This window comes from Micromonospora orduensis (genome assembly GCF_006228125.1).
Taxonomy (GTDB): domain Bacteria; phylum Actinomycetota; class Actinomycetes; order Mycobacteriales; family Micromonosporaceae; genus Micromonospora; species Micromonospora orduensis.
In genome coordinates, this window is the sequence record NZ_VDFY01000142.1 from 21,159 (window position 1) to 37,288 (window position 16,130).

Genomic DNA, 16,130 nt, shown 5'->3' on the forward strand with positions numbered 1-16,130 from the left:
GCGGGTTTGGGGTCGGCGGGGGCGGGAAGGTTGAGTCCCGGGGTCGTCGCGTCGCGCGGCGGCCCGTCACGGGAGGTCGAGATGCGTGCCATGCTCTGGGTCGTCGGCGTGGTCGCCGGTGTGCTGATCCTGCTCGGGCTGATCCTCGAAGCGGTCCGCTGGCTGATCATCATCGGGCTGATCGCGCTCGTCGTGGTGATCGTGCTGGGCGTCGTCAAGGGACGGCAGGCGATGCATCACCAGAGCCGCCGGCGCTGAGGGCGCGCGGGTCGACTCAGAACCACTCCGTACGCATGTCCAGGACCGTGCGGTCCCGGCTCTCCAGCAGGTCGAACTGCGGGCCGGTGCGGGGCAGCTCCACGGTGAGGAAGTAGCGCGCGGCCTGCCGCTTGCCGGCGTGGAACGCGTCGCCCCCGTCCGCCGACGGCAGCGCCAGCACCTGCTCCAACCACATCCACGCCACCACCACGTGCCCGACGGCCTCCAGGTAGACGCTGGCGTTGGCCAGCGCGAGCACCGGGTCACCGTCGGCCCACAGCCGGCGCGTCACCGCGACCACCCGGTCCACCGCGTCGGCGAGCCGGTCGGCCAGCTCGGCGGGCTCCCCACCGGCCTGACGGCCCCGGGCGACGGTGTCCCTGATCGTCTCGGTCAGCAGCGACAGGCCCGCGCCGTCGCGCATGGTCATCTTGCGCCCGAGCAGGTCCAGCGCCTGGATGCCGTGGGTCCCCTCGTGGATCGGGTTGAGCCGGTTGTCCCGGTAGTGCTGCTCCACGTCGTGGTCGCGGGTGTAGCCGGCACCGCCGAGCACCTGGATCGCCAGGTCGTTGGCGGCCAGACACCACTGCGACGGCCAGCTCTTGGTGATCGGGGTCAGGACCTCCAGCAGCAGGTGCGCCCGCTCACGGTCGGCGTCCGCCGGGGCGGTCCTCTCCTCGTCGAGCAGCCGCGCGCAGTAGAGCACCAGCGCCAGGGCCCCCTCCACGTAGCTCTTCTGCGCCAGCAGCATCCGTCGTACGTCGGGGTGGTCGATGATCGGCACCTGCGGCGCGGCCGGGTCCTTGGCGCCGACCGGCCGGCCCTGCGGCCGTTCCCGGGCGTACGCGAGGCTCTTGAGGTAGCCGGTGTAGCCCAGGGCGGTCGCGCCGGCCCCCACGCCGATCCGGGCCTCGTTCATCATGTGGAACATCTGCGCCAGCCCCTGGTGCGGGGTGCCGACGAGGTGGCCCACCGCCCCGGGCCGGCCGTCCGGGCTGTGCTGGCCGTCGCCGAAGCTGAGCAGGGTGTTGGTGGTGCCCCGGAAGCCCATCTTGTGGTTGAGCCCGGCCAGCACCACGTCGTTGCGCTCGCCGAGCGACCCGTTTGCGCCGACGAGCACCTTGGGCACGATGAACAGCGAGATCCCCTTGACTCCGGGTGGCCCGCCGGGAATCCGGGCCAGCACCAGATGGACGATGTTCTCGGCCAGCTCGTGGTCACCGCCGGAGATCCACATCTTGGTGCCGAAGAGCCGGTACGTGCCGTCGTCCTGCGGCTCGGCACGGGTGGTGATGTCGGCAAGTGAACTGCCCGCGTGCGGCTCCGACAGGCACATGGTGCCGAAGAACCGGCCGTCCAGCATGGGCCGGACGTAGGTGTCCACCTGGTCGGCGCTGCCGTACGTCAGCAGCAGGTTGGCGTTGCCGAGGGTGAGCATCGGGTACGCGGAGGTGGCCACGTTGGCGGCCTGGAACCAGGCGAAGCAGGCGGCGGCGACGGCGTGCGGCAGTTGCAGGCCGCCGACCGACTCGTCCAGCCCGGCGGTGAGCAGGCCGGCGTCGGCGAAGCTGTCCAGTGCCGCCCGGATCTGCGGGATGAGCCGCACCCGCTGCCCGTCGAAGGTGGGTTCGGTGAGGTCGGCCGCCCGGTTGTGCGGCGCGAACTGCTCGGTGGCCACCCGCTCGGCGAGGTCCAGCGCGTCGTCGAACGTCTCCCGGGAGTGCTCGGCGTAGCGGGGACGCTCGACGAGGTGGGCCACCCGCAGCCAGTCGTACAGCAGGAAATCCAGGTCACGGCGGGAGAGCAGGGTGGACGACATGGTACTCCTCGGCGGGCACGGGGCGGGGCGGCGCGGGCGGCGGCCCGACGTCGCCCCGGCCCATACTGGCGGATCGACCGGGCGCACACCACCGCCGGTGACTCGGGGACGTGTCGTACCCGTTCACTAGGGTCCTGCCCGTGAGCGCGCCCGGAGACGTCGACCCCGAGATCCTCGACCGGCTGCGTCCGATCTGCCGCGGGCTGCCGGAGACGTACGAGGAGCCGGCCTGGGTGGGCGTGCGCTGGCGGATCCGCAGACGCACCTTCGCCCACGTGCTCACCGTCGACCCGGCCCGGCAGGCGGTGCACGCGCGCGCCGCCGCGCTCGACCGTCCGGCCTGCCTGCTGGTCTTCCGCTCGCCGCTCGACGAGATCGCCGGTCTCCTGGGTTGCGGGCACCCGTTCTACAAGCCGGACTGGGGCCCGAACGTGATGGGCATGGTCCTGGCCGACGACACCGACTGGGACGAGGTCGGCGAGCTGCTCACCGAGAGCTACTGCGTGCTGGCGCCCAAACGGCTCGCCGCCCTGGTCGACCGCCCGGCGTGAGAGCCCGCGGCCGTTTCGCGGGGGTTGACCACCCTGCGGGGTCGGGCTGGGCGCGGCCGAGGTGACGCGGTGGCTGGAATGCCGGATCCTGCGGGCGCCCGGTGGCCACCTGCTGTGCGTGCTGCCGGTGGAGAGCCCGCCGGAGGTCTTCGCGGCGCAGGCCCGCACCTGGTCCTGAGCTGCCGGGCTGTCACAGGTCGGCGCTAGGGTCCCGGGCTATGGCTGATTTCGTGTTGGTGGCGGGGGCGTGGCTGGGCTCGTGGGCGTGGGATGAGGTGGTGCCGCCGCTGCGCGCGGCCGGGCACGGCACCCATCCGCTGACCCTCTCCGGCCTCGCCGAGAGGCGGGATGTGCCCGCCGGGCAGCAGACCCACGTGCGGGACGTCGTCGGTGAGATCGAGCGGCGCGACCTGCGCGATGTGGTGCTGGTCGGGCACAGCTACTCGGGCATCCCGGTGGGGCAGGCCGCCGAGCGGATCGGCGACCGGCTGACCCGGGTGGTCTTCGTCGACGCGGAGGTGCCTGTCGACGGCGGGTCGTTCGCGTCCGGCTGGTGGCAGGGCCGGGCGGTGTTCGAGGCGCTGATCGCCGACAACGGCGGTGTCTGGCCGCCGCCGGCAGCGGCCGAGTTCGACGGCCAGGGGCTCACCGACGAGCAGGTCGCCCGGCTGGTCGAGGGCGTCACCCCGCACCCGGGGGCGACGCTGACCGAGCCGGCCGTGCTCGACCGGCCGCTGGGCGAGGTGCCCGCGACGTACATCAAGTGTCTGCTCGACGGCCCGGAGCCCAACGACACGGTCGCCGGCCTGCTGGCCAGTGAGCACTGGCGTCTGGTCACGATGGACACCGGCCACTGGCCGATGTTCTCCCAGCCCACCGAGCTGGCGCGGTTGCTGCTGGAGGCGGCCGGCTGACCGGCGGTCAGTGCGCCGCCTCGTCGAGGCTGGCGATGCGGCGCACCGGCGAGGCGAGCAGCCAGAGCACGGCGAGCGTGCCGCCCAGCCCGGCGACGACCAGGGCCGGCCGCAACCCGACGGCGGTGCCCAGCACGCCGCCGACCAGCGCGCCCAGCGGCCGGATGCCGTAGTTGACGGCGCTGTACGCGCCGGCCCGGCGGCCGCGCGCGTCGTCGGGCGTGACCGCGGCCAGCAGGGCGTTGAGGTTGATGTCCATCAGCATCACTCCGAAGCTGGAGACCAGCTCGATGGCCGCCAGCATGGAGATCTTCGCCCAGGTGGGGCCGGTGACCAGAGCGGTCAGCGCCAGCGGTGCCGAAAACAGCACCACGCCGATCATCGTGGTGCGGCCCAGCCCGATGGCCCGTGCGATGCGGGGGGTCAGCGCCGCACCCGCCAACCCGCCGAGCGCCCCGGTGCCGAAGGCCAGCCCGATGGCGCCGGCCGACAGGCCGAGGTCACGGCTTGCGTACAGCACCAGCAGGGCGGAGGCGATGAAGGTGAAGAAGTTGACCGTGCTGGTGCAACCGAGCGCGGCGCGCAGCACCGGGTGGCGCAGCACCAGCACCAGCCCTTCGCGGACCATGCCGAGCGTGGACGTCCGGCGCGGCGGCGGGGGCGCCTCGGTCACCGGGATGCGGCGCAGCAGCAGCGCGGAGCCGAGGAAGGACACCGCGTCGACGACGATCGCCACCGGCGCGCTGAGCGCCTGGACCAGCCCGCCGCCCACGGCCGGGCCGGCGATGAAGGACAGCGACCGGCTCATGCTCAGCTTGCTGTTCGCGTCCACGTACGCCGACCGGGGCACCAGGGCGACGAAGAACGCCTGGTGTCCCAGGGCGAACAGCACCGCTCCGGCACCGGTGAGCAACGCCACCAGGTAGAGCTGGGTGAGGGTGATCGCGTCGAACAGGTAGGCCACCGGCAGGCTGAACAGCACGGCCGCGCGGATCAGGTCCGCGATGATCAGGAGTCGCCGTTTGTGGGTGCGCTGGTCCACCCACGCACCCAGGAACAGGCCCAGCAGGTTGGGCAGCCAGATCAGCGCGGTGAGGACGCTGACCTGCAGGGGCGTCGCGGTGAGCAGGGAGACGGCGATCAACGGCAGCGCGAGTTCGCTGATCCGGTCGCCGAACTGCGAGATCGTCTCGCCGATCCAGAAGGTGCGGAACCGCCGGTCGCGGTGCAGGGCGGGCGGGGGCGCCGTGTCGACGGTGGTCATGACGTGGACGTGTCGTCGCCGGGTTCGGGCAGCAGGTAGCGCAGCATCCGCACGGTCCGCGCGCCGTCCGGTGGCGTCTCGTCGTCCTTGCGCCGCACGTACGGGGCGAGCAGCTCCTCGATGGCGCTCTCCACGTCCCGCAGCTCGTCGGGGGTGGCGACGAACCGCGTGTCGGCGACCCCGGCCAGCCCTCGCCACTCGCCGTCCAGCCGGGGTTCCTCGTGCAGCAACCACTGCTGCGGCGTCTCGGCGTACCTGGCGAACATCTCGCCGCGCAGCTGTCGTCCGGCGGCCTGCCCCTCGGCGTCGTCGGGCAGGGCGAAGCGGAAGCCCCGGGCCGCTGCCTGCCACCAGCGTTCCCGCTTGCTGGCGGTGCCCTCGGCGTCGGTGACCAGGCCGAATGTGGCGAGGTGCCGCAGGTGCCAGCTGACCACCGACGGGGTGGCGCCGACGTGCGGCGAGAGCCCGGTGGCGGTGGCCGGGCCGTGCCGCTGGAGCCGGTCGAGGATGGCGAGCCGGACCGGATGGGCCAGTGCCCGCAGCGCCTGCGGCTCGGTGATCTCGAAATCCCCGTACGGGTTCTTGAGAGACATGTTTCGAAAGTAGTCTCTCAGGTTATCCCGGCGCAACCCCCCGGCGCGGTCAGCTCACCCCCAACCGGGCCAACGGTTCGACCAGCTCGCGCTCCTCGTAGCTGAGGTGCGACAGCAGGGCGTCGGTCAGCAGGTTCACCGCCTCGCGCAGCTCGGCCAGGCCGTCCGGCGCTCCGACGTACGCGACCAGGGCGCGATCGACCCCCTCCAGCACGTCGTGGATGACGTGGTGCTCCTGCTCCAGCCGGTCGATGACCGGACGGAGGCGGGGGTCGGCCTGCCGCAGCCGCGGAAAGAGCGCCTGGTCCTCGATGGTGTGGTGGGTGGTGACGATGCGGCAGTACGACTCGCAGTAGGCGCCGAGCGTCCACCGGTTCTGCCGCATGGTCATCGTGTTGATCTGGGAGCGGGCGGCACCGGCGTCGATCTCACCGGCCGCGACCTGCTCGATGAGGTCGTGGATCTGGGCCAGCTCGCCCCGCAGTCCGTCGTGCACCTGCACCAGGTGCTGACCGGTCGCCTGCTCGTGCGCGGTGTAGGTGCGCGTCGGGTCGGGCGCCGGCCCGGTCGGGCGGGCCGACTCGTCCCACACCTGGCGGTCACTGAGCCGCCGGCCGTCGTCGGGGGTCGGCACCACGGCGAAGGCGCCGGCCGTCACCCTCGCCCGGGCCGCGGGCGCCGCAGGCGCGACGGCCACCGGTGGCACCACGGCCGGCCCGGCCCCCCGGTTGCGCTCGGCGGCCACCAGCTCGCGGACGGCGGGCGCCACCTCGCCGGCGAACCGGCGCAGGTCGTCGGGGTCGTCGCTGGCCAGGATGAACGTGCCGATGCCGTCGCCAAGCGCCAGTTCGGCCAGTTCCCGCGCCCACTGCTCGGCGGGGCCGTTCAGCGGTCCGCGTCCGACTGTCGAGAACGTGCCGGAGATGTTGAGCAGCCGGCGCACGTCCCGGGGCGAGCGGCCCGCTTCCCGCGCGGCGTCGTCGATGATGGCGTTGCCCCTGGTCAGGTCACCGGGCTGGAGGTAGCCCAGGCTGGGCAGCCACCCGTCGGCCCGGCGGCCGGTGAGCGCCAGCATGCGCGGCTTGTACGCGCCCAGCCAGATCGGCACCGCGTGGGCGGGGGCCGGGCCGCGCTTGGCGCCGACCACCCGGTGGAACTCGCCGTCGACCCGGACGCCACCGCGCGCCTCGGCGTCCCAGATCTGCCGGATGACCTCGATGGCCTCCTCCAGCGCCCGTACGCCCTCCCCGGCGGTCAGCCGTCGACCGCCCATCGCCTCGATGGCGTCCCAGAACGCCCCCGCGCCGAGACCCAGGGCGACCCGGCCGCCGGTGAGCAGGTCGAGGCTGGCGACGCCGCGGGCGAGCACCGCCGGTGGGCGCAGTGGCAGGTTCGTGACGTTCGCCGACAGGTGCACCCGGTTGGTGCGGGCCGCCACGAAGCTCAGCAGTGTCCAGGTGTCGAGGAACCGGGGCTGATACGGGTGGTCCTGGAAGGTCACGAGGTCGAGTCCGACCTGCTCGGCGAGGACGGCGAGACCGACGGTGCGGTCCGGGTCGTCGTTGCCGGGCGTGGTGAACGAGCCGAAGATCACCTCGTGGCCGTAGTCGCTCATCTGCGAGCCTCCCGTTCCGCGCAATGCGTCATGCGCTCAACCTTATGCCAGACAGAACATCTACTGCCAACAAGGTATGCCGTGCTGCGCTATTGTCGTCCCATGACGGGTGCCACCGACCGGCCGGACCGGCCCGATCCGCTCGACGACGACCTGGGCTGGATGCTCGGGATCGTGTTCCGGGGCCACGTCAAGGCGGCCGAGCACGCCCTGGCCGACTTCCCCGGCGGCCCGCGCGGCTACCAGGTGCTCACCGCCGCGGTCAACGGGCCGGCCCGCAACCAGGGCGCGATCGCCGAGGAGCTCGGCATCGACCGCACAGTGCTCACGTACCTGATCGACGACCTGGAGCGTCCCGGGTTCGTCGCCCGACGGGCGGACCCGGCCGACCGGCGCAGCCGGCTGGTGGACGTCACCGACGCCGGCCGGGCGGCCTGGGAGCAGCGACGGCGAGCGCTGCGACAGGTCGAGTCACATCTGCTGGGGGCGCTCACGCCGGCCGAGTCGGCGACGCTGCGGGCCCTGCTGCAACGCGTCGCCTGCTCGACCCAGGCGACCGACCCGCTGCGGGACCTCTGCGAGGTGGTCGAGCAGGTGCGGCCAGAGCCGGACCCGACCGATCCGCCGACCGGCGGGCGCCGGGCCGGACGTCGCCCGGGCACGTCCTGACCACCGCCGACAGCGGCGGGAACGGTACGGGTCCGCCGGCGCCGCCCGACCGTGGTGCGTCGAGCGGCTTCGGCGGACCCGCTGTGCCGCTGCGTCAGCGCACGTGCACGAAGACCGGGTTCGAGTAGAACCACAGGTCGTCCCACGGGCTCTCCAGCCCGTCGGCGAGCGGCTCGGCCTCGTCGGTGCTGGTGCCGCGCACCCGCGCGTACGTGTCGGCCTCGACGTCGCGCAGGGTGTGCCGGATGACGTACTCGTCGCCCTGTCGACGCCAGTCGCGCGGGCCGAACCGGGCCACCACACCGGTGGTGGGGTTGGTGTCGGCGTCCAGGTTGGCGCTCGGCCCGGTGATCTGACCGACGATCAGGTCGACCCGGCGGACCTCGGGGCGGTCCCCGTTGGCGTTCACACCGCCCAGCGGGCGGAACCGGATCTCGATCTCGACGTCGGTACGGCTGCGGCGGCTGACCGTGATGGTCTCGCCCACCTCTGCCGTCTTCCCCTGCGACCTGGCGGTCACGTCGAGGCCGCGGATCAGGTCACCGGTGGTCACCCAGATCCGGCCGTTGCGCAGACCGTCCATGATGTCGCCGTAGTCCTGACGGGCGTGTACGTAGGTCTTGCTGTACTCCCCCGGCCAGAAGTCCGAGCCGCCGCGCGTCCAGTGCACGTGCGAGTCCGACGTCGCGGTGATCCACCAGCGGCGGCCCTCACCGAGCAGCGAGTCCCAGAGGCCACCGACCCGCGCGGTCATCTGGTCGAAGCCGCCGTAGGTGGGGTGGTTGCCGTACCCGCCGCGCTTGCCGCCGTTGAGCGGGCCGGCCTGGTGCCCGGGCGCGCCCTCGAAGCCGATGTAGACGTCCGGCGCGGCGTTGTTGCCGTTGCGGAACTCGCGGGGCGTGTCCTGGCCGTACACGCCGAGGCCGGGCGCGGAGCGGGACGTGTGGTGGGCGATGACCAGCGGCTGGTGCGGCATCCCCCGCGCGACCTTGAGGAACTCCACCATCCTGGCCTCGGTGTCGCGGGCCGGGTCGGTGGGGAACGCGTCGTACTTGGCGAACCGGCTCTCCAACTCGAAGAGCTGCTTCGCCTCGTCGTCGTGGCGCGGGATCATCAGCGTGTGGTGGTCCAGCGACGGCGCGTCGAACTCCATGCCCCAGAACTGGAGCACCTCGGGGACCAGCTTGCGCGAGCGCAGCAGGTCGGGGTACGCCTGCTCGATGTTCACCTTGGAGTGCGTCGGTCCACCGTGGTCGGTGCACATGGCCCAGCTCAGGCCGAAGTTCTTGGCCATGATGGCGTTCGTGACGATCGGGTAGACGGCGTCCGCGCCCTTGTGGAAGACGACCGGGCTCTTCGTCGTGTCGAACTCTCCGCTGTACTCGGAGTGGACGTGGTGGTCACCCGCACGCCACGACCGGTTCTTCGCGGCGCCCCGGTCGCTCGTTGCGTCGCCGGGCCCGCGCTCCTCGTCGGCCCACGCCGCGCCGGCGCCCACCAGAGGGCTGGCGGCGGCGAGCGTGGCGCCGACGCCGGCGTACTTGACCAGCTTCCGCCGCGACAGCTGCGCGTGCTCGGCCTGTTCGGATTGCTTGTCTCTCACCTGAGAGCCTCTCCTCGATCAAGCGGATGCTCTTTCGATCAAGAAGCCTCGGAGAGGGTGGTGAACAGGCGTTGTACGTGGCGCGGGGCCACGATGAACTGATTCAGGGCACCTGCCGGTTGTCCGGCGCCGTCCGGGCCGACGACTGCTCGGCCGGCGCGGTGACCACCGACGGCGCGACGGCGACGCTGGGCAGCCCGGCCCGGCCGGTGACCGGAAGGACCAGCTCGCTGCGGCCGGATCTGACCGCGACTCGCGTACCGCCCCGCGAGACGCCCAACGCCTGACGCGGCGACCCGGGACACGCCTTGTGACGCTGCCCCGCACCGGCGACAATCGGCCCCGTGAAGCTCCCCTCGCGGGTCGCGCTGGCGCTGGTGGGCCTGCTGATCCTCGCCGCGTGCGACACCGCGCCCGAGCCCGCCGGCCCGCCGACGGGCGGCACCGCACCGACGACTTCCCCGGCCCCGTCCAGCGCGTCAGCCTCCCCCGTCGCGTTCGACGAGGCGCTGCACGACGAATTGATCGCGATGTTGGAACGCGACCAGGCCGACCGCGAGGGCACCCCGCAGACCGAGTCCGACCAGGCGCGCACCGCCCGGCTGAAGGACATCATCCGGGCCCACGGCTGGCCGACCTTCGCCCTGGTCGGCGAGGACGGCGGCAACGCCGCCTGGGCCATCGCCCAACACTCCGACCTGGATCCCGCCTTCCAGCAGGAGGCGCTGGGCCTGCTACGCGCGGCCGTCGCCGCCGGCCAGGCATCGCCGGGCAACCTCGCCTACCTCCACGACCGGGTCGCGACCGGCAGGGGCGAGCCCCAGGAGTACGGGACGCAGATCCGATGTGGACCCGCCGGCCCCGCCCCGGCCACCCCGATCAGGGACGAGGCCGATGTCGAACGACGCCGTGCCGAGGCCGGCCTGCCCACGCTGGCGAGCTACCTGGCCGAGATGACCACGATCTGCGCCCAGGACACCAACTAGACAGGTGCCCGTTCTCCGCGCAGAGCGCGGGCGAGGCGGCGGACGGCCTCGTCCATGAGGTCGGGCGCGGCGGCGGCGTAGGTGAGGCGCAGGTGCGGCGCCGGTGGTTCGGCGGCGTACCAGGGGCGACCCGGAAAGACGATGACGCCCTCGGCGGCAGCGGCGGCGGCCACCGCCACGTCGTCGACGCCGTCGGGCAGGCGGATCCACAGGTGCAGGCCGCCACGCGGGACCGACCGAGGACAGAGGCTGGGCAGGTGTCGCCGCAGCGCGGCCACCAACGACTCGCGGCGCGTCCGGAGTGACGTGGCGAGGGTCCGACGGTGCCGCGACCACGCCGGGGAGGTGAGGAACTCCAACGCCGCCTGTTGCAGTGGGCCGGCAACGAAGAAGTCGTCGAGCAGCCGTGCCCCGCGCAACCGGGCGCCTGCCGGCCCGCGGGCGCCGATCGCCGCGACGCGCAGCCCGGGCGCGGTCGACTTGGTCAACGAACGCAGGTAGATGACGTGGCCGTCGGGGTCTTCGGCAGCCAGCGGTGGCGGGGCCGGACCGTCGATGGTGAGGTCGCGGGCATAGTCGTCCTCGATCAGGAACGCGCCGGCGTCGCGTACCGCGTCGGTGACCCGGGCCCGGCGATCAGCCGCGAGCGTCGCGCCGTGCGGGTTGGCGTACAGCGGCTGGCAGTAGAACAGCCGCGCACCGGTGCGGGCGAACGCGGCGGCGAGGTGGTCGGGGCGTACCCCGTCGGCGTCCGCCGGCACGGGCACCACCCGGAGTCCGGCGGCCCGTGCGACGGCCAGCGCGCCCAGGTAGGTCGGGGACTCGACGAGCAGGGCGTCGCCGGGGGTGGTGAGCGCCCGCACCGCCGAGGACAGCGCGGCCTGCCCGCCGGGGCAGATCACCATGTCCTCGGCCCGCAGCCCGTTCCCGGCCTCGCGGGCGAACCAGGCGCGCAGGTCCTCGCGTCCCTCGACCGGCCCGCGCTGCCAGGTCGCGGGCTGGCGGGCGGCGCGGCTGAGGGCGGCGCCCAACGCGGCGGCCGGCTGCAGGTCCGCGTCCAGGTAGCCGCCGGACAACGCGATGGCGCCGTCGCGCGGTAGCGCCAGCAGCGCCTGCATCTCGCTCTCGCCGGACGGGCGGGGCCCGAGCGCGACGGTCTGCCAGGACAGGTCGGGTACGCGCCGCTCGTCCGCCGCCGCGGCCACGAAGGTGCCTCTGCCGGGCCGCGCCTCGATCAGCCCTTCGGCCACCAACCGCCGGATGGCCTCGGCGACGGTGACCGGTGAGGCCTGGTGCCGGGCGGTCAACTCCCGGACCGAGGGCAGTCGGGCGCCCGGACCCGCGTCAGCCACCAGCACGCGCAGATCTTGGATAACGCGGGCGGCTGCGTTACCGTCTTCCATGAAGGATGATAGTAGCGCTACTTCCGCCAGCACGATAACAACGCGCCGGGCCGGCGGCCTCGCCCTCGGCGCGCTGGGCGTGCTCGGGTTCAGCCTCTCCCTGCCCGCGACCCGCCTGGCCGTCCAGCAACTCGATCCGTGGTTCGTCGCGTTCGGGCGGGCGGTCGGCGCGGGACTGCTGGCCTGGGCGTACCTGCGTCTCACAGGCGCGCCACGGCCCTCGCGCGGCCAGTGGCGGCGGCTGGCGGTCGTCGCCCTGGGCGTCGTCGTCGGTTTCCCGCTGTTCACCTCGCTGGCGCTGCTCACCCAGACCTCGGCGCACGGCGCGGTGGTCATCGCCGCGCTGCCCGCGATGACCGCCGTGTTCGCGGTGCTGCGCGCCGGTGAACGCCCGCCGCCGCTGTTCTGGATCGCGAGCGCCGGCGGCCTGCTGGCGGTGCTGGTCTTCCTCGCCGCCAGCGGCGCGGTACGCGGCACGATCACCCTGCCCGACGCGTTCCTGCTCGCGGCGATCGTGCTCTGCGGCCTGGGCTACGCCGAGGGCGGCGCGCTCGCCCGCGATCTGGGTGGCGCCCGGACGATCTGCTGGGCGCTGCTGCTGTCGCTGCCCGTCACCGTGCCCGTGACTGTCGTCGCCGCGCTGGCCGACCGGCCGCACGCCGACGCCGTCGGCTGGTCGGCGTTCGGCTACCTCACAGTCGTCTCGATGTTCCTGGGCTTCTTCGCCTGGTACGCGGGCCTGGCCCGGGGCGGCATCGCGCAGGTCGGTCAGGTCCAGCTCGCGCAGCCCGTGCTCACCCTCGGGTGGTCGGCGCTGCTGCTCGGTGAGACCGTCACCCCGACCTCGGTCGTGGCGGCCGTGGTGGTGCTGGCGTGCGTCGTGTTGATCCAGCGCACCCGGCGGTCGACGCCGGCGGTGCGACGGGAGAGGTCGGGCGTGCGTTAGCCCCGCTCGCGCTCGCGGGCCGTCTGCAATTCGGGCACCGAGGCTTCCAGCAGGTCCGCGAGGCCGCGCAACTGCTCGGCGACGCGGGCACCGAGGGGCGTCAGCGAGTATTCCACGCGCGGCGGGATCGCGGTGAGCACCTCGCGGGTGAGCATCCCGTCGCGTTCGAGCGTCTGGAGAGTCTGCGAGAGCATCCGTTCGCTGACCCCGTCGATGCGGCGGCGCAACGCGTTGAACCGGTACCGACCCTCGCCGAGGGCGAGCAGCGCGAGCGAGGCCCACTTCGAGGTCACGTCCTCGAAGGCGGCGCGCGAGGTGCAGCCCCGCGCGAAGACATCGCTGACGAGTTCCTGGGTAGGCCCCGCCGGGTCGTGGGCCGGCATGTCGTTCACCTCACCAGCCTACCCGACGCTTACACGAAGGCTTGTGCTGTAGATTCGTAAGTGCTTACAGATCATCACCGCTACTCCGGAGGTTCCCATGCCCACCTATGCCGTCACCGGCGCCACCGGCCGACTGGGTCGCCTGGTGATCGAGCGCCTGCTCGACACCGGTGTGCCCGCCACCGAGATCGCCGCCGTGGTCCGCGACACCGACAAGGCCGCCGACCTGGCCGCGCGCGGCGTCGAGATCCGACAGGCCAACTACGACGACCCGTTGACCCTGCCCGGCGCCGTGGCCGGCGTACGCCGCCTGCTGCTCATCTCCGGCGACACCCCCGGGCAGCGCGTCGCCCAGCACACCGCGGTCATCGACGCAGCCAAGCTCGCCGGCGTCGAGCGCGTCGTCTACACCAGCATCCTCAAGGCCGACACGACGACGAACCCCCTGGCACCGGAGCACAAGGCCACCGAGGCGGTCCTCGCCGCGTCGGGCCTGCCGTACACGGTGCTGCGCAACAGCTGGTACACCGAGAACTACACCGACCAGCTACCGCAGTACCTCCAGACCGGCGCCATCCTCGGCGCCACCGGCGGCGGCCGGGTCTCCGCCGCGACCCGGGCCGACTACGCGGCCGCCGCGGCCGCGGCGCTGACCCGTGACGAGGACGGCAACGCCGTCTACGAGCTGGGCGGAACCGCGTTCACCTTCGACGAACTGGCCGAGGCCGTCACCGAGGTCACCAGCACCACTGTCGTACACCGGGACATGTCGGCCACCGACCTGGCCGACACCCTGCAGACTGTCGGACTGGACGCCGGCACCGCCGGGTTCGTCGCCGCGCTCGACCACTCGATCGCGCTCGGCGAGCTGGCGACCGACAGCGACGACCTCAGCCGGCTGATCGGGCGACCGAGCACCCCGCTGCGCGACGCCATCCGGGCCGCGCGGGGCTGACCGGCCGCGACCTCGTCCGGGCGACGGTGTACGCCTTCGTCGCCGGCCCGGGAACGCTAATCCCCGCGCCTGCCGGCCTCGACGGCAGCCCGCTCCACCCGCTGGCGGTGGTCGAGCCACCCTGATTCGTCGACAGCGGGCAGATTGTCGTTCCCGGGCAGCAGGCCGGCCGCGCCGTCGATGAGCTCCCGCACGATGTCGGCGTGGCCGGCGTGCCGCTGCGTGTCCACGACGACGTGGACCAGCACCTGGTGCAACGTCACCGCCTCGTCGCCCCACCACGGCACCCGGCCCACGTCATCCAACCCGAGGGCCTCGATGGTGGTGTCGGCGTGTGCCGTCGCGCGACGGTACAGGTCGATGATCTCCTCGCGGGCCTCATCCGGCCTCGCCCACATGTCGGCGTTGGCCTCCGCCGCGTCGCCGACGTACGGCAGCTCCTGCGCGAACGGCCGGCCGAACACGACGCCGAAGTAGCCGACCTCCACGGCCGCGCAGTGTTTCACCAGACCGAGCAGGTTGGTGGCGGTCGGTGTCAGCGGGCGCCGAACGTCGTATTCGCTGAGCCCGTCGAGCTTCCACAGCAGCGCCTCGCGGCCGCCCTTCAGGTACGTGTGCAGGTCCGCCTTCATCGCGCCACGATGGCATGCGGCGGCCTTCGGCGCGGCCCCGGATGGTCGACGACCCGGCCGTACCCAGGTCCCCGCACCGCCAGCCCGCGCTCATTCCCGCTCGCCGGGCGTCCTTGATCTTGGCTAGGCTGGTCGCCATGCCCCCGCACCGCCGGCCCGCGCTGGCCGACGCCTGCGCGCGGCTCGCCCGGTCCCGCCCCTTCGAGATCGTCATCGTCGTCGCCATCCTCGCCAACGGCGCCGTCCTCGGCCTGGAGACGTACGACGGTCTGATCCCCGCGAACGCGGCCCTGCACGGGCTGGAATGGCTATTCCGGGCGGTCTTCGTCGTCGAGATCGCCATCCGGCTGGCGGCGTACGGCCGTCGTCCGCAGGACTTCTTCCGGCACGGCTGGAACGTCTTCGACTTCCTCGTGATCGCGGCCATCTTCGTTCCGGGCCTGCACGGTGACTCGGCACTGCTGCGGGTGGTCCGGGTCGCCCGGATGGTCCGGCTGGTGCGGTTCTCACCGGGCCTGCGGACCATCGTGTCGGCGTTGTGGCGCAGTCTGCCGGGCGTCACCGGGTTCCTGGCCCTGGCCGTGGTGACGCTCTACGTGTACGGGATGGCCGGCTGGCTGATCTTCGGCGACCGCTATCCCGACGAGTACGGCGACATCGGTCGGTCGCTGCTGACGCTGTTCGTGCTGCTCTCGCTGGAGACCCTGCCCGACCTCATCGAGCAGGGCCTGGCCATGTCGCCGTGGACGCTGCTCTACTACGTCAGCTACGTGATCATCACAGTCAACCTGCTGCTCAACATTCTCATCGCGGTCATCGTCAACTCGATGGAGGAGGCACGCCGGCTGGAGATGACCGAGCGGCTGGCCCCCGGCTACGACGAGGACGGTGACGGCGTACCCGACGAGGTGGACCGGATCGCGCTCACCCAACGGCTGGACGACCTGCGCGCGGTCGTCGCCGAGCTGGAACGGGAACTGCGGATCGACCGTGCGGACGGGCACGCCCGCCCCCATCGCGAGGACATCCGCTCCCGAGGGTGAGTGCGCACGGGGTCCCGGTCGTCCGGCGTACCGTTGAAGCGCCATGAACCCCGAAGCCAGCGCCATCCGTGCCGACCTGCTCCGGCGACGCGACGAGACGGCCACCCAGGCCACCGCGTTGGAGGACGACCTGCGGAGCCTCTTCGAGGCGTCCCGGTCGTCCAACGCCGACGACGAGCACGACCCCGAGGGCAGCACCATCGCGTTCGAACGGGCCCAGCTCACCGCCGTCCTGGACGCGACGCGTCGACGCCTGGCGGAACTGGACGTGGCGCTGAGCCGGGTCGACGCGGGCAGCTACGGCGTGTGCGAACGGTGTTCCCGCCCCATTCCCGCCGAACGGCTCGCCGCCCGCCCGTCGGCCCGTACCTGCGTGGCCTGCGCCAGCCGACGGTGACCGTGACGCCCGGGGCGGACGTCAGCTGGCGCAGCAGCCGCCGCTCTGACCCGCGTCGAGCGCGACGAGGCTGAGCGGCGCGGACCGGAGCCCACCGGA

The 16,130-nt window shown here is 72.8% G+C and carries 18 protein-coding genes; 10 read left to right on the top strand and 8 right to left on the bottom strand.

Annotation, left to right across the window (positions count from 1 at the left end):
• Nucleotides 1-81 precede the first annotated feature (81 nt).
• Nucleotides 82-258, top strand: coding sequence for a hypothetical protein (locus FHG89_RS32915; RefSeq protein WP_167517397.1), 177 nt, complete (start codon nt 82-84; stop codon nt 256-258).
• Between the two features lie 16 nt (nt 259-274).
• Here FHG89_RS32915 and FHG89_RS12450 read toward each other — a convergent pair whose 3' ends face one another.
• On the bottom strand, nt 275-2,077 hold the full coding sequence (locus FHG89_RS12450) for an acyl-CoA dehydrogenase (RefSeq protein WP_139584545.1): 1,803 nt from the start codon (nt 2,075-2,077) through the stop codon (nt 275-277).
• Between the two features lie 140 nt (nt 2,078-2,217).
• On the opposite strand from FHG89_RS12450, the gene FHG89_RS12455 reads away from it, so the two are divergent.
• On the top strand, nt 2,218-2,628 hold the full coding sequence (locus FHG89_RS12455; RefSeq protein ID WP_139584546.1) for an MmcQ/YjbR family DNA-binding protein: 411 nt from the start codon (nt 2,218-2,220) through the stop codon (nt 2,626-2,628).
• 218 nt (nt 2,629-2,846) lie between these two features.
• Entirely contained in the window at nt 2,847-3,542 is a 696-nt protein-coding gene (locus FHG89_RS12465; protein ID WP_139584547.1) for an alpha/beta fold hydrolase, read from the top strand.
• Between the two features lie 7 nt (nt 3,543-3,549).
• On the opposite strand, the gene FHG89_RS12470 is transcribed toward FHG89_RS12465, so the two are convergent.
• The 3 genes from FHG89_RS12470 to FHG89_RS12480 are packed head-to-tail and all read right to left on the bottom strand — an operon-like array spanning nt 3,550 to nt 7,014.
• Entirely contained in the window at nt 3,550-4,806 is a 1,257-nt protein-coding gene (locus tag FHG89_RS12470; protein WP_139584548.1) for an MFS transporter, read from the bottom strand.
• Entirely contained in the window at nt 4,803-5,399 is a 597-nt protein-coding gene (locus tag FHG89_RS12475) for an ArsR/SmtB family transcription factor (RefSeq protein ID WP_139584549.1), read from the bottom strand. Before FHG89_RS12475 ends, FHG89_RS12470 begins: the two co-directional genes overlap by 4 nt.
• Nucleotides 5,400-5,448: 49 nt before the next feature.
• The gene (locus FHG89_RS12480) at nt 5,449-7,014 is read right to left on the bottom strand and encodes an LLM class flavin-dependent oxidoreductase (protein ID WP_139584550.1); all 1,566 of its coding nucleotides are present in this window, start codon (nt 7,012-7,014) and stop codon (nt 5,449-5,451) included.
• A gap of 102 nt (nt 7,015-7,116) precedes the next feature.
• Here FHG89_RS12480 and FHG89_RS12485 point away from each other — a divergent pair, with 102 nt between their 5' ends.
• A complete protein-coding gene (locus FHG89_RS12485; protein WP_244295395.1) occupies nt 7,117-7,683 on the top strand; it encodes a MarR family winged helix-turn-helix transcriptional regulator in 567 nt (188 codons plus the stop codon).
• Nucleotides 7,684-7,777: 94 nt separating this feature from the next.
• On the opposite strand, the gene FHG89_RS12490 is transcribed toward FHG89_RS12485, so the two are convergent.
• Nucleotides 7,778-9,286, bottom strand: coding sequence for a CehA/McbA family metallohydrolase domain-containing protein (locus tag FHG89_RS12490; RefSeq protein WP_139584552.1), 1,509 nt, complete (start codon nt 9,284-9,286; stop codon nt 7,778-7,780).
• 77 nt (nt 9,287-9,363) lie between these two features.
• Between FHG89_RS12490 and FHG89_RS32920 the strand changes: the two genes are divergently transcribed.
• Both FHG89_RS32920 and FHG89_RS12495 read left to right on the top strand, forming a co-directional pair.
• Complete coding sequence (locus FHG89_RS32920) at nt 9,364-9,573, top strand: hypothetical protein (protein ID WP_167517398.1); 210 nt, start codon at nt 9,364-9,366, stop codon at nt 9,571-9,573.
• Between the two features lie 57 nt (nt 9,574-9,630).
• Nucleotides 9,631-10,272: a DUF6624 domain-containing protein gene (locus tag FHG89_RS12495; protein ID WP_139584553.1), complete on the top strand. Its 642-nt coding sequence runs from the start codon at nt 9,631-9,633 to the stop codon at nt 10,270-10,272.
• Here the strand turns inward: FHG89_RS12495 and FHG89_RS12500 are convergent.
• A complete protein-coding gene (locus tag FHG89_RS12500) occupies nt 10,269-11,675 on the bottom strand; it encodes an aminotransferase-like domain-containing protein (RefSeq protein WP_139584554.1) in 1,407 nt (468 codons plus the stop codon). The genes FHG89_RS12495 and FHG89_RS12500 overlap by 4 nt on opposite strands.
• Here FHG89_RS12500 and FHG89_RS12505 point away from each other — a divergent pair.
• Complete coding sequence (locus FHG89_RS12505; protein ID WP_139584555.1) at nt 11,674-12,621, top strand: DMT family transporter; 948 nt, start codon at nt 11,674-11,676, stop codon at nt 12,619-12,621. The two genes, FHG89_RS12500 and FHG89_RS12505, sit on opposite strands and share 2 nt — an antisense overlap.
• Here FHG89_RS12505 and FHG89_RS12510 read toward each other — a convergent pair.
• Nucleotides 12,618-13,004: a winged helix-turn-helix transcriptional regulator gene (locus FHG89_RS12510; RefSeq protein WP_139584596.1), complete on the bottom strand. Its 387-nt coding sequence runs from the start codon at nt 13,002-13,004 to the stop codon at nt 12,618-12,620. The two genes, FHG89_RS12505 and FHG89_RS12510, sit on opposite strands and share 4 nt — an antisense overlap.
• Nucleotides 13,005-13,101: 97 nt before the next feature.
• Between FHG89_RS12510 and FHG89_RS12515 the strand changes: the two genes are divergently transcribed.
• Nucleotides 13,102-13,959 (top strand): SDR family oxidoreductase, encoded by an 858-nt coding sequence (locus FHG89_RS12515; protein WP_139584556.1) that lies wholly within the window; start codon nt 13,102-13,104, stop codon nt 13,957-13,959.
• Nucleotides 13,960-14,015: 56 nt separating this feature from the next.
• Here the strand turns inward: FHG89_RS12515 and FHG89_RS12520 are convergent, their stop codons facing one another.
• A complete protein-coding gene (locus FHG89_RS12520; RefSeq protein ID WP_139584557.1) occupies nt 14,016-14,591 on the bottom strand; it encodes a DinB family protein in 576 nt (191 codons plus the stop codon).
• A 137-nt stretch (nt 14,592-14,728) separates the two neighbouring features.
• Between FHG89_RS12520 and FHG89_RS12525 the strand changes: the two genes are divergently transcribed.
• Nucleotides 14,729-15,634, top strand: a complete 906-nt coding sequence (locus FHG89_RS12525; protein WP_139584558.1) for an ion transporter — start codon at nt 14,729-14,731, stop codon at nt 15,632-15,634.
• A 43-nt stretch (nt 15,635-15,677) separates the two neighbouring features.
• The gene (locus tag FHG89_RS12530) at nt 15,678-16,031 is read left to right on the top strand and encodes a TraR/DksA family transcriptional regulator (RefSeq protein WP_139584559.1); all 354 of its coding nucleotides are present in this window, start codon (nt 15,678-15,680) and stop codon (nt 16,029-16,031) included.
• The last annotated feature ends 99 nt before the right edge of the window (nt 16,032-16,130 follow it).

What these genes read in the sequence shown, in the direction of transcription:
- FHG89_RS12530 (WP_139584559.1), top strand. Translation starts at nt 15,678, where the DNA reads ATGAACCCCGAAGCCAGCGCCATCCGTGCCGACCTGCTCCGGCGACGC.
- FHG89_RS12520 (WP_139584557.1), bottom strand. Translation starts at nt 14,591, where the DNA reads ATGAAGGCGGACCTGCACACGTACCTGAAGGGCGGCCGCGAGGCGCTG.
- FHG89_RS12480 (WP_139584550.1), bottom strand. Translation starts at nt 7,014, where the DNA reads ATGAGCGACTACGGCCACGAGGTGATCTTCGGCTCGTTCACCACGCCC.
- FHG89_RS12525 (WP_139584558.1), top strand. Translation starts at nt 14,729, where the DNA reads ATGCCCCCGCACCGCCGGCCCGCGCTGGCCGACGCCTGCGCGCGGCTC.
- FHG89_RS12475 (WP_139584549.1), bottom strand. Translation starts at nt 5,399, where the DNA reads ATGTCTCTCAAGAACCCGTACGGGGATTTCGAGATCACCGAGCCGCAG.
- FHG89_RS12450 (WP_139584545.1), bottom strand. Translation starts at nt 2,077, where the DNA reads ATGTCGTCCACCCTGCTCTCCCGCCGTGACCTGGATTTCCTGCTGTAC.
- FHG89_RS12485 (WP_244295395.1), top strand. Translation starts at nt 7,117, where the DNA reads ATGACGGGTGCCACCGACCGGCCGGACCGGCCCGATCCGCTCGACGAC.
- FHG89_RS12505 (WP_139584555.1), top strand. Translation starts at nt 11,674, where the DNA reads ATGAAGGATGATAGTAGCGCTACTTCCGCCAGCACGATAACAACGCGC.
- FHG89_RS12510 (WP_139584596.1), bottom strand. Translation starts at nt 13,004, where the DNA reads ATGCCGGCCCACGACCCGGCGGGGCCTACCCAGGAACTCGTCAGCGAT.
- FHG89_RS12500 (WP_139584554.1), bottom strand. Translation starts at nt 11,675, where the DNA reads ATGGAAGACGGTAACGCAGCCGCCCGCGTTATCCAAGATCTGCGCGTG.
- FHG89_RS12465 (WP_139584547.1), top strand. Translation starts at nt 2,847, where the DNA reads ATGGCTGATTTCGTGTTGGTGGCGGGGGCGTGGCTGGGCTCGTGGGCG.
- FHG89_RS12470 (WP_139584548.1), bottom strand. Translation starts at nt 4,806, where the DNA reads ATGACCACCGTCGACACGGCGCCCCCGCCCGCCCTGCACCGCGACCGG.
- FHG89_RS12515 (WP_139584556.1), top strand. Translation starts at nt 13,102, where the DNA reads ATGCCCACCTATGCCGTCACCGGCGCCACCGGCCGACTGGGTCGCCTG.
- FHG89_RS32915 (WP_167517397.1), top strand. Translation starts at nt 82, where the DNA reads ATGCGTGCCATGCTCTGGGTCGTCGGCGTGGTCGCCGGTGTGCTGATC.